General features: G+C 73.6%; 16 protein-coding genes and 1 tRNA gene. 9 read left to right on the top strand and 8 right to left on the bottom strand.

Annotated features, from left to right (window positions below; translation table 11 throughout):
- The first annotated feature begins 117 nt into the window (after positions 1-117).
- Both FIC82_RS18395 and FIC82_RS18400 read left to right on the top strand, forming a co-directional pair.
- Entirely contained in the window at positions 118-621 is a 504-nt protein-coding gene (locus FIC82_RS18395) for a MarR family winged helix-turn-helix transcriptional regulator (protein WP_253691278.1), read from the top strand.
- A gap of 19 nt (positions 622-640) precedes the next feature.
- The gene (locus FIC82_RS18400; RefSeq protein WP_154799443.1) at positions 641-1,126 is read left to right on the top strand and encodes a ribosomal maturation YjgA family protein; all 486 of its coding nucleotides are present in this window, start codon (positions 641-643) and stop codon (positions 1,124-1,126) included.
- Here FIC82_RS18400 and msrB read toward each other — a convergent pair.
- Entirely contained in the window at positions 1,095-1,523 is a 429-nt protein-coding gene (gene msrB / locus FIC82_RS18405) for a peptide-methionine (R)-S-oxide reductase MsrB (protein ID WP_154799444.1), read from the bottom strand. The genes FIC82_RS18400 and msrB overlap by 32 nt on opposite strands.
- A 136-nt stretch (positions 1,524-1,659) precedes the next feature.
- Positions 1,660-3,183, bottom strand: coding sequence for a DEAD/DEAH box helicase (locus tag FIC82_RS18410; RefSeq protein WP_168732090.1), 1,524 nt, complete (start codon positions 3,181-3,183; stop codon positions 1,660-1,662).
- A 376-nt stretch (positions 3,184-3,559) separates the two neighbouring features.
- Between FIC82_RS18410 and FIC82_RS18415 the strand changes: the two genes are divergently transcribed.
- Complete coding sequence (locus tag FIC82_RS18415; protein WP_253691909.1) at positions 3,560-4,276, top strand: M50 family metallopeptidase; 717 nt, start codon at positions 3,560-3,562, stop codon at positions 4,274-4,276.
- Positions 4,277-4,300: 24 nt separating this feature from the next.
- Here the strand turns inward: FIC82_RS18415 and FIC82_RS18420 are convergent, their stop codons facing one another.
- Both FIC82_RS18420 and FIC82_RS18425 read right to left on the bottom strand, forming a co-directional pair.
- The gene (locus FIC82_RS18420) at positions 4,301-4,825 is read right to left on the bottom strand and encodes a hypothetical protein (protein WP_154799446.1); all 525 of its coding nucleotides are present in this window, start codon (positions 4,823-4,825) and stop codon (positions 4,301-4,303) included.
- A gap of 218 nt (positions 4,826-5,043) precedes the next feature.
- Positions 5,044-5,325 (bottom strand): HesB/IscA family protein, encoded by a 282-nt coding sequence (locus tag FIC82_RS18425; protein WP_047231388.1) that lies wholly within the window; start codon positions 5,323-5,325, stop codon positions 5,044-5,046.
- Positions 5,326-5,702: 377 nt separating this feature from the next.
- On the opposite strand from FIC82_RS18425, the gene FIC82_RS18430 reads away from it, so the two are divergent.
- The 3 genes from FIC82_RS18430 to FIC82_RS18440 all read left to right on the top strand — a co-directional run bounded on the left by FIC82_RS18430 (position 5,703) and on the right by FIC82_RS18440 (position 6,480).
- Positions 5,703-5,775 (top strand) — tRNA-Lys (locus FIC82_RS18430).
- Between the two features lie 104 nt (positions 5,776-5,879).
- A complete protein-coding gene (locus FIC82_RS18435) occupies positions 5,880-6,119 on the top strand; it encodes a three-helix bundle dimerization domain-containing protein (protein WP_154799447.1) in 240 nt (79 codons plus the stop codon).
- 73 nt (positions 6,120-6,192) lie between these two features.
- Positions 6,193-6,480, top strand: coding sequence for a DUF4287 domain-containing protein (locus tag FIC82_RS18440; RefSeq protein ID WP_154799448.1), 288 nt, complete (start codon positions 6,193-6,195; stop codon positions 6,478-6,480).
- A 148-nt stretch (positions 6,481-6,628) separates the two neighbouring features.
- Here FIC82_RS18440 and FIC82_RS18445 read toward each other — a convergent pair whose 3' ends face one another.
- Positions 6,629-8,278, bottom strand: coding sequence for a glycoside hydrolase family 64 protein (locus tag FIC82_RS18445; RefSeq protein ID WP_154799449.1), 1,650 nt, complete (start codon positions 8,276-8,278; stop codon positions 6,629-6,631).
- A 242-nt stretch (positions 8,279-8,520) separates the two neighbouring features.
- Here FIC82_RS18445 and rlmC point away from each other — a divergent pair, with 242 nt between their 5' ends.
- A complete protein-coding gene (gene rlmC, locus FIC82_RS18450; RefSeq protein WP_168732091.1) occupies positions 8,521-9,645 on the top strand; it encodes a 23S rRNA (uracil(747)-C(5))-methyltransferase RlmC in 1,125 nt (374 codons plus the stop codon).
- A 21-nt stretch (positions 9,646-9,666) separates the two neighbouring features.
- Here rlmC and FIC82_RS18455 read toward each other — a convergent pair whose 3' ends face one another.
- Entirely contained in the window at positions 9,667-10,281 is a 615-nt protein-coding gene (locus FIC82_RS18455; protein WP_154799451.1) for a DinB family protein, read from the bottom strand.
- Positions 10,282-10,329: 48 nt separating this feature from the next.
- On the opposite strand from FIC82_RS18455, the gene FIC82_RS18460 reads away from it, so the two are divergent.
- Positions 10,330-10,932: a pyridoxamine 5'-phosphate oxidase family protein gene (locus tag FIC82_RS18460; protein WP_154799452.1), complete on the top strand. Its 603-nt coding sequence runs from the start codon at positions 10,330-10,332 to the stop codon at positions 10,930-10,932.
- A gap of 75 nt (positions 10,933-11,007) precedes the next feature.
- Here FIC82_RS18460 and FIC82_RS18465 read toward each other — a convergent pair whose 3' ends face one another.
- Together FIC82_RS18465 and FIC82_RS18470 are read right to left on the bottom strand one after the other, a co-directional pair.
- Entirely contained in the window at positions 11,008-11,604 is a 597-nt protein-coding gene (locus FIC82_RS18465; protein WP_168732092.1) for a hypothetical protein, read from the bottom strand.
- A 189-nt stretch (positions 11,605-11,793) separates the two neighbouring features.
- Positions 11,794-13,407 carry a class I SAM-dependent methyltransferase gene (locus FIC82_RS18470; RefSeq protein WP_168732093.1) on the bottom strand — a complete coding sequence of 538 codons (1,614 nt, stop codon included), beginning with the start codon at positions 13,405-13,407 and terminating at the stop codon, positions 11,794-11,796.
- 224 nt (positions 13,408-13,631) lie between these two features.
- On the opposite strand from FIC82_RS18470, the gene FIC82_RS18475 reads away from it, so the two are divergent.
- Positions 13,632-13,814 (top strand): hypothetical protein, encoded by a 183-nt coding sequence (locus tag FIC82_RS18475; protein ID WP_154799454.1) that lies wholly within the window; start codon positions 13,632-13,634, stop codon positions 13,812-13,814.
- Positions 13,815-13,981 lie beyond the last annotated feature (167 nt).

Below are 13,981 nucleotides of genomic sequence, written 5' to 3' on the forward strand. Positions count from 1 at the left end.
CACCCTCGGGCCCGGAAAAGGATACTCGACCCCGCCGGGTCGTCTTGGCGACCCGGAGGGGGTGAGGTTTCCCGGACAGGCGTGACCACGTGCCGTCCTGGGCGTCATGATGGGCCTGTGCCCGACGAGACCGCTCCCACCAGCCCCGTTCCCGACGCCGCGCGCGCCGCCGAGCCGGACGTCGCGTACGTCGACCTGGAACGCGAGCTGCGGGTCCTGCTGCGCCGCGCGGGCGCGGTCGCGACGGGGATGGCACGCCGCATCCACCCCGGGCTCGAGGCGAGCGCGTACCCGCTCCTCGCGCACATCGCCGACCACCCCGGGGTCCGCGGCTCGGAGCTCGCCGCGCACTTCGGCGTCGGGCGCGCGACGATCTCCCGCCAGCTCAGCCGGCTCCACGCGCTCGGCCTCGTCGCGCGCGAGGTCGACCCCGACGACTCGCGCGGCCAGCTCATCACCCTCACTCCCGACGGCGAGACCCGGCTCCACGCCGCGCACAGCGGCCGGGTCACGTCGATCACCGAGGCGCTCGACGGCTGGGACCGTCGCGACGTCGCGACGCTCGCGACCCTGCTGCACCGGTACTCCGAGGACGTCGTGCGCTGGAACGCGAACCGGTGACGGCACGCCCCCGTCGCGCGTGACCGTGCCCGACGGCGCCCCCACGCCGCGGCCGGTCGACGAGCCCGTCGACCGGCCCGTCGAGACGCCCGGTGCCTCACCGCCACGGCGTCGACGCCTCGTCGTCGGGCTCGTGCTCGCGGTCGTCGTGCTCACGGGTCTCGTCGTCGCCACCCGCGTGACCGACCCGTGGGGTGACGTCGGCGGGGACGTCCTCTACGCCGTCGCGACCTACGTCCTCGTGGTCCTCGTGCTCGCGCGCGTCCGACCCCTCGTCGCGGGCGCGGTCGCGCTCGGCTGGTGCTGGGCGGTCGAGGGGCTCCAGGCGACGGGGTTCGCGGCGGCAGTGAACGACGCGGTCCCGCCCGCGGCGTGGCTGCTGGGCAGCACGTTCGCGGTGCGGGACCTGGTCTGCTATCTGGTGGGCGTCGTGCTCGCGTGCGCGGTGGACACGTGGGCCGGCGCCCGGTCGGCTACTCCGCTCCGACCTGGAAGGTCAGGCTGACCGAGTTCATGCAGAACCGGTCGCCCGTCGGGGTCTGGGGCGCGTCGTCGAACACGTGGCCCAGGTGCGACCCGCAGCGCGCGCAGCGCACCTCGGTGCGCACCATGCCGAGGCTGCGGTCGGTGAGGAGCTCGACGCGGTCGCCCGCGAGCGGGCTGAAGAAGCTCGGCCACCCGCAGTGGGAGTCGAACTTGGTGTCCGAGCGGAACAGCTCGTTGCCGCACGCGCGACACGCGTAGACGCCGACGCGCTTCTCGTCGAGCAGCTCGCCCGTCCACGCGCGCTCGGTACCCGCCTGCCGCAGCACGGCGAACTCCTGCGGCGACAGCTCGGCGCGCCACTCGGCGTCGGTCTTGACGACCTCGTAGGGCTGGTTCTCGTGGATCTGGCTGGTCATGGTCCACACCTCCGACGATCCCAACCGCGCGCACAGCCCCGATGTTCCCGCCCCACCCACCCGCTGAGTGCATGAAATAGTCGCGGCCGAATCGGTTCGACCGCGACTATTTCATGCACTCAGCGTTTGGGGGGCGTCAGCGCGGGGTGGAGGTCGAGTAGACGGTGCCCGAACCGCCGGCGGGGCGCTGCGCGCGGCCGCGGCCGCCGCGACGACGGCCGCCGCCGCCCTGGCCGGCCGCGCCGTTCGCAGTGCCCGAGGCGCCGCGGCCGTCACGAGCACCGCCCTCCGGGCGTCCGCCGCCCGACGTGCGCTGGGCCGGACGCTGACCGCCCTGGCCGCGCTGCGCCGTCTGGCCCTGGCCCGAGCCCTGAGCGGCCGGACGACCGCCGCCCTGCCCGCGGCCGCGACGCGACGCGCGCGAGCCGCCGTTGGTCGACGTGGTGCCACGCTTCGCCTGCGTCTGCGGCGGCGTGATGTCCGACGGGCGCACGTACTCGGCGACCTCGCCGACCAGGCTCGTGATCGTCGCGTCGCCGGGGGCGACAGGCTTCGGCTGGGCCGTGATCTTCGCCTTGCGCGTGAGGTCGCGCACGTCGCCGCGCTGCTCCGGGAGCATGACGGTGACGACGACACCCTCCGACCCGGCGCGCGCGGTGCGGCCCGAACGGTGCAGGTACGCCTTGTGCTCGGCCGGCGGGTCGACGTGGACGACCAGCTCGACGTCGTCCACGTGGATGCCGCGCGCCGCGATGTCCGTCGCGACGAGCACCTTCACCGCGCCCGAGGAGAACGCCTCGAGGTTGCGCTCGCGCGCGCCCTGGCCGAGGTTCCCGTGCAGGTCGACGGCCGGGACGCCGCCGGCGGTGAGCTGCTTCGCGAGCTTCTTCGCCTGGTGCTTGGTGCGCATGAACAGCACGCGGCGGCCCGTGCCGGACGCGAGCTCGTGCACGATCTGCTTCTTCGCGTCCGCGTCGCGCACCGCGAGGATGTGGTGCGTCATCTGCGGGGGCGCGGCCGCGGCGTCGTCCACCGAGTGGCGCACCGGGTTGCTGAGGTAGCGCTTGACGAGCTGGTCCACGCCGTTGTCGAGCGTCGCGGAGAACAGCATGCGCTGCCCCTGCTTCGGGGTCTTGTCCATGATGCGCTTCACGCCCGGCAGGAACCCGAGGTCGGCCATGTGGTCGGCCTCGTCGAGCACGGTGATCTCGATGGCGTCGAGCGTGAGGAGGCGCTGGTTGAGGAGGTCCTCGAGGCGGCCGGGGCACGCGATGACGATGTCCACGCCCTTGTCGAGCGCGGCGACCTGGCGCGACTGCGCGACGCCGCCGAAGATCGTCGTCGTCACGAGGCCGAGGGCCTTGGCGACCGGCTCCATCGTGGCGTTGATCTGGTTGGCGAGCTCGCGCGTCGGGCACAGCACGAGGGCGCGGGGACGGCGCGGGTGGCGCGACGACTTCGCCCACGACAGGCGCGAGACGGTCGGCAGCGAGAACGCGAGAGTCTTGCCGGAGCCCGTGCGGCCGCGGCCGAGGACGTCACGGCCCTTCAGCGAGTCGGGCAGCGTGGCGGTCTGGATGGGGAACGGGGAGTCGATGCCCTGGCGCGAGAGCTCGCGCACGACAGGGGTGGGCAGGCCGAAATCGGCAAAGGAAGTCACAGGTGATGGGCCTCTCGGGGCTCAAGGTCGGGGTCCGCCGCACGCAATCCGGGGGGATCTCCACGACGCGGGGCGCGCGGGATCGCGCTGCCCTCGAACCCACAGTCTCTCATGCCCGACGCCGGGCCCACGGGTGAGGTGCGTCTCGTCGCCGCCGGCGCGCGCCGCGTCCACCGCCGAACACGACATGGAGGACGTCACGAGCGTCGTCGCGACCGCCATGTCGTGCTCGACCGCGCGCGGAGTCGTTCTCGGCGGACTCCGAGCCGTCTGTGGTGGAATGTCGCGCGTGCACGCGCCGACGCCCTCCCTCGCCGTAGCCCGCGCCGTGCTGTCCGACGACGGCACCACCTCGGGCGGCGACGTCGCCTCTTCCGTGGGGGACGTCGTCGGGCAGGTGTGGGAGGCCGCGACGACGCCCGTCGCTCCCCCGTCGACCGCCGTCGTCGTCGCGATGGGCGCCCTCGCCCTGGCGGTCGTGCTCGTCACGCCGGTCTGGCGCGTCGCGCGCCACGTCGTGACCATCGCGCACGAGGCGTCGCACGCGCTCGCCGCGCTGCTCACCGGACGACGCCTGTCGGGCATCCGGCTGCACTCCGACACCTCCGGTCTCACCGTGTCGTCCGGACGGCCCCGCGGGTTCGGCATGATCCTCACGGCTTTCATGGGGTACGTCGGCCCGGGGCTCATCGGGCTCGGTGCCGCCGCGCTCCTGCGGCAGGGCTACGCCGTCGGGCTGCTGTGGCTGCTCGTCGTGCTGCTCGCCCTGATGCTGCTGCAGATCCGCAACTGGTTCGGGCTGTGGTCCGTGCTCGTCACGGGTGCCGCGCTCGTCGGCGTGTCGTGGTGGGCGACGCCCACCGTGCAGAGCGCCGTCGCCTACGCCGTGACGTGGTTCCTGCTGCTCGGCGCGGTCCGGCCCGTGCTCGAGCTGCAGAGCGAGCGGTCGCGGGGACGGGCGGCGACCTCCGACGCGGACATCCTCGCCCGCCTCACGCGCGTGCCCGGGCTGTTCTGGGTCGGGGTGTTCCTCGTCGTGACGATCGGCGCCGCCGTGCTCGGCGGGTCGTGGATCGTGGGGCCGGCCGCCTGATCGCCGTCGCCCCGGCCCCGCCCGTCAGCGCGGGAGCTGGGCGCGCACGCTGACCTGCAGCTCGTCCCGCACGTCCGGGCCGCGGAGCTCGACGTGCAGCACGACCCCCTCGTCGGTCCGGACGCACACCTGCGCGCCGTCGTCGAGGAGCGTGGCGGGCAGCGAGCTCCCCGGGACGTCCCGGGTGTCCCCCTGGGTCGCCTCGAGGCCCACGATCCGGTCCGCGCACGACGCGGGGTCGACGTCGCCGTCGACGAGCGTCGCACCCGAGAGGAAGGCGACCCGGTCGCCGTCCCACGCGATCTCTGGACGGACCTCGCGCGACGTCGGCTCGACCGTCTCCCCGTCCAGGTCGACCTCGGACCCGGAGACGACGACGAGGTGCTGCTCCGCGGGCGGCGCCGCGGAGTCGTGGGCAGCGCGCGCGGTCGGCGCGTCCACGGCGGGCTCCGCGTCCGGCGCGGGGGCCGCGCCACAGCCGGCGGCGAGTGCCGCCACGCCGAGCGCGGCGAGAAGGGTGGACGTGGCGGTCGTGGTCCTGGACGTCATCGTTCTCCCCCTTGCTCCCGGCCCGGTGGCCGGGTTCGGTTGATCGGGACAACCACGTCGGGGAGAGAGCGGCAGAGCGACGCCTTTGATACAGGCGCGGAGCACGACGACGGGCCGCCCGCCGGAGCGGACGGCCCGTCGTGCGACCGCAGACGCGCCTGGAGGAGGAGAGGGACGCGTAGAGATCGTCCGGCGCGGGCGCCGGTGGTGCCTGTGGGTCAGCCCTGAGGGGTCAGGACGAACGCCGGGCCCTGCGCGTTCGGGTCCGTGTCGAGCGTGAGGTTCGAGAGCGTCGGGGCCGTGGCGGACTCCACGAACACCTTCGCCTCGCCGTCCTCGACGACCGTGTCGTCGGGCTGCGGGGCGGGTACGAGCGCGAGCTCGAAGCTGCCCGCCTGGTCCGCGGACTCCGCGATCCGCAGACCGCCTCCCTCCGGGACACCGGCCTGGGTCTGCAGGTCGTGGACAGCGGTACGGGCGTTGTCGGTCAGGGTGAGCACGAGAGCTCCTCTCGTCGCCGGGCGGAGCCCTGCGGGACACGTCCGTGCGGCCCACGCCTGGCCGGCGTGGCCTGCCGTCGGTGCACCCTCCCGCGGGCTCCTCGGTCTTCTCCACCGAAACAAGAACGAGCGCGACTCGCAAGCGAATCGCCCGGTTCTCACCGAATTTCTCACGGAGCAAGACCGCGCGTGACAGCCTCCGACGACGCGCGTAAGGTCCGCGCCCGCGCGAGCCGCCGGTCGCCCGGGCCGAGTTCGGCAGTTCCTGCCCAGATCGGCAGTCCCGGCTGCCGATCTCGCCAGGAGCCGCCGATGTCGTCGCGAACTGCCGACCCGGGCGCGCGGGTAGCCTGTGCGTGGACACCCACTGGTGTCCAGGGCCTCTAGCTCAACTGGCAGAGCTGCGGACTTTTAATCCGTAGGTTGTGGGTTCGAACCCCACGGGGCCCACCCGGTCACGGACGCGGCGAAGCCTGCGGAACGGTGGCGTAGCGGCGCCCTCTGTTCACCTGCCATTGGTTGCGCTCCGCGCTGCGGGGCCGCACCGTCGGGTCATGGCGATCGAGGACGAGGACCGCGAGATCGACGTCGTGGTCGAGCGGATCAGTGCGCGCTTCCCGGACGTGCCGGTGGACGACGTCCGCGACCATGTGCTCGCGGAGCTCGGGCGGTACCAGACCGCGCACGTGCGCGACTTCGTCCCCGTCCTGGTGGAGAACGCGGTGTCGGACGTGCTGCGGTCGGGCAACCGCCCGCCACGCCCCGCGCGGAGGACACCGCGACCGGACCGATGAGTCCGCGTGTGGGTGACCGTCGGTAGGTTCACCGGCGGGTCGATCGACCCGCCCCGACGACGAGGAGCCCCGCATGTCCTTCCAGGCCTATCTCGACGCGGTCGAGGACAAGACCGGCCTCACCCCGCGCCAGCTCGTCGACCTCGCGCACGAGCGCGGGTTCGACGGGTCCACGAAGGCGACGCCGATCCTCGAGTGGCTCCAGACCGACTACGGCATCGGCCGTGGCCACGGCATGGCGATGGTCCACGTCATCACCAAGGGCCCGCAGATCTCCTCGAAGCACGTGGGGTCCGACGGCACGCACCGCGACGAGTCCGACACCCTGTGGCTCGACGGCAAGGCGACCAGGCCGGCCTGACGCAGCGGCCCGACGCCGGGTCACCGCGAGACCTGACCGCCCGGCCAGGGTCGCCCACCCCGCCCGCAGCACGCCGGTGCCCGACGACGTCCCGCGAGCGGGCGGCGTCGGGCACCGGGCGTGCCGTCAGGTCAGCGACCGGGCGGCGTCAGAACGACCAGCGCTGGGCCTCGGTCTGGTTGCAGGTCCAGAGCTGGACCTTCTGGCCGTCGCGGAGCGGCGCTCCGCCCTGGGCGTCGAGGCACTTGCCGGACTGCGGGTTGCGCAGGGCCTGGGTGCCGGCGTCGTACACCCACTTCTGGGCGCCCGTCCCGTTGCACGTGTAGATCCAGACGACGGTGCCGTCCGCCGTCCCGCTGCGCGCGACGTCGAGGCACTTGCCCAGCGCCCGCACGGTCCCGTCGGACCCGCGCGTCCACTGCTGCGCCGCGTTGCCGCTGCAGCTCGCGAGCTGGACCTGGTTGGTGTCGGTCGGGTCGGCCCACGGCACGTCGAGGCACAGCGCGGCGCCGGCGCGGATCGTCCCGGTGCCGGCCGGCAGGCCGCCGCCGGGGTTCGGCTGCTCGGTGCCGCCCCCGCTGTCGCCGAGGGGCGTCGCGGTGCCCGTGAACGGGTCGAGCTTGATGTACGCGGCGGCCGGGTTGCCGTCGTGGACGAGCGACTCGTGCGCGCCGACGTCGTCGAACGCGAACGCGTACGCCTTGCCGTTCGCCATCTGCTGGTGCGCGAGCTTGGCGTAGACGTTGGTCCGGGCGTCCTGGTAGAAGCCGGCGTTGCTCGCGTCGGGCTGGTTCGGGTTCGTCAGCGCCGTGGTGCGGACGAGCGCGGCGCACAGCGTGCGGGCGATGGGTCCGACGACGTGGTCGTTCGGCGCCTGGAGGTCCTTGTGGCACCCGTACACGCTCGACGCGTCGGGCTTCTTGAAGGCCGCGACCTCCTGCCCGGACCCGTTCCTGAACCGGAACCAGTCGCCGTCGACGCGGCCGCGGAACTGCGTCCCGGGCTCGTGGGAGAACGGCGTGACGACCATGTCGCGCGTGCGGTAGGAGTTCCACACCTCGGTGACGTACGAGTCGATCGACGCCGAGGAGATCTTGCCGACGTCGATCCCGTGCGACGGGTTGAGCGCGCGCAGGCGGCTCCCGTCGGGCGCGCGCTGCACGAGCCCGCCCCACCCCGCGCTCTCGAGGGCCGTGTAGAACGCCTCGTAGCCGTTCGGCTTGAGCATCCCCGTGCTGAGCACGTGCCCGTCGGACCGCTTCACCCCGACCTGGTACGGCGCGGACCAGTGGTCCACCTGCGTGCTGTTGATCCAGATGCCGCCGTCGTTGAGCGTGTACTCGGTCCAGTTGAAGAGGACGTTCCGGTTGGGGTCGGAGTCGTTCTGGACCGCGGGCTGGACGAGCCGGCCGTCCAGCACGATCTGGAACGTCATCTTCTGGCCGTACGAGTAGTAGACGCGCCCGGACAGCTTCGGGAGCTGGATGGTCACGGACTGGCCGGGCCCGGGGCCCGCGATGGACGCGTCCGGTGCCGGGACGGGCACGGGGCCGACCCCACCGGGCCACGGGTGGAACGTGCCGCCCGCGTCCGCCCAGCCGGCGACGCCGTCGCGCTCGCCGAGGACGTACAGGTAGATCGGCCCCTTGCCCGAGTCGTTGGTGATCGTGAGCGGGATGGTCGCCGGGACCGCGCTCGCGGGCGCCGCCGTACCGACGACCGCCCCGCCCACCGCGAGGACCGCCGCGCACAGCGCGGCCCACGCTCGTCTGCTTCTTCTCCGCCTGTCGAGAGTCATGCCGGGTCTGCTCCTTGGTCGGTTGCTCCGTCGAAACCGCACTCGCCGGACCGGCCCGGCGACAGCACCGCCACACGATGTGGGAGCGCTGCCACGACCGTAGCCGAGACCGCGCGGACACGCCAGGGAGCGCTCCCACGAGGCGGCCCGACCTTCACCGGCGGCGCCGTCGACACCGCCCTCGCCGACGCGTCCCGGCCAACGACCCGCTCCGACCCCGCCCGGCACCTAGACTCGAACGAGTGCAGTGCCACCACTACGACGCCGGCCGGTGCCGGTCGTGCAGCCTCCTCGAGCTCGCGTACCCGGCGCAGCTCACGGGCAAGCAGGAGCACTGCGCCGACCTCCTCGCACCGCTCGCGCCGGACCTGACCTGGCTGCCCACGGTCGAGTCGGCGGAGTCAGCCTTCCGCAACAAGGCGAAGATGGTCGTCACCGGCACGACGGACGCCCCCGTGCTCGGCATCCTCGGTGAGGGCGGCGGCGTCGACCTCACGGACTGCCCGCTCTACCCGCCCGCGCTCCAGGCGTCGTTCCCGGCGTTCGCGGAGCTCGTCACGCGCGCCCGGCTCGTCCCCTACGACGTGCGCGCGCGCCGCGGCGAGCTCAAGTACGTGCTCGTCACGCTCTCCCCCGACGGCGACCTCATGGCGCGGTTCGTCCTGCGGTCCACCGAGTCGCTGCCCCGGATCCGCAAGCACCTGCCGAGCCTGCTCGACGCGCTGCCGTCGCTCCGCGTCGTCTCCGCGAACCTGCACCCCGAGCACAAGGCCGTGGTCGAGGGCGAGACGGAGATCCTCCTCACCGACGCCGAGACCCTGCGCATGCGCGTCAACGGGATCGACCTGCACCTGCGCCCGCAGAGCTTCTTCCAGACCAACACCGACGTCGCCGCCGCCCTCTACCGCCAGGGCCGCGACTGGGTCGACGACGCCGCGCCCGCCACGGTCTGGGACCTCTACTGCGGGGTGGGCGGGTTCGCGCTGCACGTCGCCGGACCCGACCGGGACGTCGTCGGCGTCGAGACGAGCGCGGAGGCCGTCGCGAGCGCTCGCCTCACCGCGCGTGACGCGGGCCTCGACCGCACGACCTTCCTCGCGCAGGACGCGACGGCGTTCGCGCTCTCCCAGAAGGACGTGCCCGACCTCGTCGTCGTCAACCCACCGCGACGCGGCATCGGCGAGACGCTCAGCACGTGGCTCGAGGGGTCCGCCGTCGGGCACGTCGTCTACTCGAGCTGCAACGCGACGTCGCTCGCGCGCGACCTGGCCCTCATGCCCTCGCTCCGACCGCGAGAGGCACGCATGCTCGACATGTTCCCGCAGACGTCGCACTACGAGGTCGCGGTCCTGCTCGAGCGCGTCTGATTTCGGCGCTCGATCTCGGGGTCAGTGCTGCTCGCCGACGCGCCGCGCAGCCTCGACGGCCGAGGCCTCCAGCCGCTCCCGGTACGCAGCCCACTCGTCGTCGGCCAGGTCGGGGAGGTTGCCACGGTCGTCGCCCGCCTCGCCGTCGACGAGCTCGCGGACGATGTCGGCGTGACCGGCGTGGTGGGCGACCTCGTCGAGCACGTGCACGAGCGCGAGGAACAGCGTGATCTCCCGACGCTCCGGCGGCCACCACGGCACCTCGCCGCGCGCGTCGAGGTCGAGCGACGCGACGGTCGCGTCGCACAGCTCCGACGACCGGCGGAAGAGGTCGAGGATCTCCTCACGCGACTCGTCCGCCGTCGCCCACATGTCCGCGTTGACCTCCGCGTCGTCGGCGAACCAGGGCATCGCGAGGTCGTGCGTGCCGCCGAAGGCCTCGTGGAGGTAGCCGAGCTGCACGCTGCCCACGTGCTTCACGAGCCCGAGGAGGTTGGTGCCCGTCCGGGTGAGCGGACGACGCACGTCGTGCTCGCTCAGCCCTTCAGCCCTGCTCAGCAGCACCTCACGTTCGCGCGTGAGGTAACGCTGCAGCGTCGCCTTGGGGTCGAGGTCCGGAGGTGTCGTGGCGCCCATCTACCGGACGCTACTCCCGACCTCCGACGCCGGTGCCAGACTCGGCCCATGGCGACCGTGCACCCCGAGATCACCGACCGGCTGGCAGCGTTCGTCCTCGCGCAGCCGGTGTTCTTCGTCGGCACCGCGCCGCTCGCGGCGGACGGCCACGTCAACGTCTCGCCGAAGGGCATGGCCGGCACGTTCGTCGTGCTCGACCCGCACCGCGTCGCCTACCTCGACTACACAGGCTCCGGCGCCGAGACGGCTGCGCACCTGCGGGAGAACGGGCGGGTCGTCGTCATGTTCTGCGCGTTCGACGGGCCGCCGAACATCGTCCGGTTCCACGGCCGCGGCCGGTACGTCGAGACCGGCACGGCGGAGTTCGACGCGCTGCGCCCCGTGTTCGCCAAGGAGCGCGAGCTCGGGCAGCGCGGGATCGTCGTGGTCGACGTCGAGCGTGTCTCCGACTCGTGCGGGTGGTCGGTGCCGCACATGGAGTTCGTCGAGGACCGCGACGTCCTCGACCGGTCGCACGAGCGCCGCACGCCGGAGTACTTCGACACGTACTGGCGCGATCGCAACGCCGAGAGCCTCGACGGCCTCCCGGCGATCGGCGACCCCGCCGATCCTGTCGGCACCTCGTCGCGGTCGAGCGCGACACCTCGCTGACCACTCGACGCCCCCGCGCCCTGTCAGCGGGTCGTCGAGGCCGGCGCGAGGAGGCGCTGACAGTTCTCGGGCGCGTCACGTCCCGGGTGCCGTCGCGTCGAGGTAGGCCCGGCCGCGCGGGGAGAGGCGGTAGCCGACGTCGAGGCTCTCGGTGAGGCCGAGCTCCTTGAGCCGGCGCACGCGCACCTTGAAGTCGTCGCGCGCCATCCCCAGACCGGCGGCGAGCTCGCGCGCGACGACGCCCTCGTTCGCGGCGACCAGCTCCAGGTATTGCCGCGTCCACGGCGCCGCGGCGGCGCGGTCCTTGCGGTCCAGGGCAGCGCGGATCTGCTCGACGGCGGCCGCGGCCAGGTGGGCGTCCTCGCGCAGTGCGACACGCGGGTCGGGCCCCGCGAGGCGGATGCCCACGCGGTAGAGGTCGCCCTCGCGGCCCGCGCCCCGGGTGAGCACCTCGGCGGGCGAGGCCATGCCCGCGAGCCGCGCCTCGTCGTCGGACACCAGCGGCTCGCCGTCCGGACCGTCCGGGACGCGCTCCACCGACGTCACCTCGACGACACCGACGCGGGTCCGCTGGAGCGTCCCGACCTTCACGCGCGCCGTCGTCCAGCGGCGGAACGCGAGCGTCACCGTCCCGTCCTGGAGGCCACGCTGGGTGCGGGCGTCGAGCAGCACGCCTTCGAGCGTACGACGGCGCGGCCCTGGCCTCGCGAGGAAGGGCCCCGACCATGACCAGGGTTCCACCTCACGCAACCAGGGTTCCACCTCACGCAACCAGGGTTCCACCTCACGCAACCAGGGTTCTACCTCGGCCGACCAGGGTTCTACCTCGGGAGGCCGGAACCAGGTCGGGACAGGGCCGGGTCAGGCCAGCTCGGGGCGGCGCGCGACCGTGAGGACGTGGGTGTCGGGCCAGTCGACGGGCTCGCCGGTCGTGGCGTCGTGCAGCGCCGCGACGGGCGCGAGGGCGTGCTCCACGACCCATTCGTTGCGCCACGCACCGCTGCCGGGCTCGAGCTCGAAGCCGGCGTCCGCGAGCAGGTCGGCCCAGCGTGGACCGCTGAGGTCGCAGAACCGCTCGTGGCACTCGGACAGCCAGTTGTCGACGTAGTCCTTGCGCGTGAGGAACTCCATCGCCTCGCGCAGAGTGAGCCGCCACGACCCGGGGCCGAGCTGCTCGGGCGCGAACGCGGCGCCGGACAGGCGCGGGAAGTCGTGCGCGAACTGGACCAGGCGCGCGTCGGTGGACAACGCCCCGACCCACGCGGCGACGTCCGCGCGCGCGAGGTCGTCCAGGTCCCCCCGCGCCCCGCCGGGCCCGTTCCCGGTCGCGGCGTCGCCGTCGTCGGTCCGCAGCGTGAGCACGACGACGCGGTCCGGCTCGGCGGGACCGCACACGTCGGAGTTGATCCACACGCCCCCGGGTCGCGTGTGGGCGTGGACGCGGCGCGCGAACGTCTCGACGTCGCGCACGCCGTCGCCGTACGACGAGATCTCGTGCGTGAGCGCGATCGTCAGGGTGGTGTCGACGCTCGCGTCGGGCATCACGGACCGGTCGAGGATGTTGGCCTGCACGAACCACACGTGGGAGTTCGCGAACGCCCCCTGCGCTTTTTTGTGCTCCGCCTCGGCGACGAGGTGCCGCGCGACGTCGACCCCGAACAGGTCGGACTCGTGCAGGCGCGGCTCGCGCGCGACGTGCTCGAGGAGGCCGCCGGTCGCGCACCCGATGTCGACGATCCGCCCCGGGCGCACGTGCTGCGCCACCTGCGCCCACTTGCGCGCCGAGGCGTCCTCGAACGCGGCGGCGTACGTGCGGTAGTCGCGCGTCGAGGTGAGGTCGCCGTCGCCCGAGACGACGGGGTCGGCGAAGATGCGCCGCACGTCGTCGACGAACCGGTAGCGCGCGAAGAACTCCGGCACGGCAGGGTGCGCGACGTCCCGCCAGCGGTCGTCGCCCGCCGCGATCTGCTCGACGACGTCCCACGGTCGGGCGGGTGCCTCGCCTCCGGGCTCGGTGGCGTCGAGCTCGACGCCCGCGACCCGGTAACCGAGGGCGCGGTACGCGTCGACGAGCGCGGGGGTCGAGCACGCGACCACGGTGTCGGCGGGGTCGGGCGCGACGCCCGTCGCCGTCGCGACGCTCGTCACGACGAGCCGCGCGAACCGGTCGTCGGGCGCGACGTCTGGCACGGGCACGACGACGGACGCGAGCCCCTCGCGGGTCGTCACGTTCTCGATCAGCGCCTCGCGGCGGTGGCCGGGCAGCGGGTTGCGCCGCGTGCCCGCGTGGTTCGCGGAGGTGACGACCCAGACGACCTCGACGTCGGGCGCGCACCGCACGCGGCGCCCGTCGAGGTCGCGCACGAGCCCGGCGCGCAGCGCACGCAGGTAGTCGACCTGGTAGCGCGTGACGACGTGGTGACGGCCCGGGAAGAGGACGCGGCGGACGGTCTCACCGTCGGACGAAGTGTGCACCCGCACACGGTGCGGGGCGGCGCCGCCCCGGCGCAACCCGTCTCGGCCCGCGGTCAGGCGCGTCCGGGCGTCCGGCGCTTCCGGGGCGTGTTCGCTCTCCGTGAAGGGCGCGAAGGAGAAACCGCTGATCTCCGCGGTGCGCGACCCCGGGACCGGCCTCGGGAGCCAGGTCCGGGCGCGTCCCCGCGAGCGCCGTCCGGGGGACGTATGGGACCGTGTTCGCGATGTTCTGGATCGTGGCAGGGGCTGTGCTCGTCGTGTCCGGCCTCGCGATCGCCGCGACGGCCGCCCGAGGCGCGCGCCGGGTCGGGTCGACGGGTGCGAACGGGCTGGCGATCGCGGTCGGCGGAGGCCTCGTCGTCTGGGGTGCCATCGCGCTCACCGCCGGGCTGCTCACCCAGGACTGAGCGGACCGTCGTCGAGCAGGACGCGCCCGACGTCCTCGGTGCGCTCCCCAGCGACCTCCCGGCGGCGACGGCCGACGACCGGCCCGCGCCCTGAGGACCTTCGGCGCGTCCCGGCTCGGCCGGCCCGGCCTAGCGTGGACGCACGGCCGGTCGCCCTGGACTCGCCG

Source organism: Cellulosimicrobium protaetiae, assembly GCF_009708005.2.
Classification (GTDB): domain Bacteria; phylum Actinomycetota; class Actinomycetes; order Actinomycetales; family Cellulomonadaceae; genus Cellulosimicrobium; species Cellulosimicrobium protaetiae.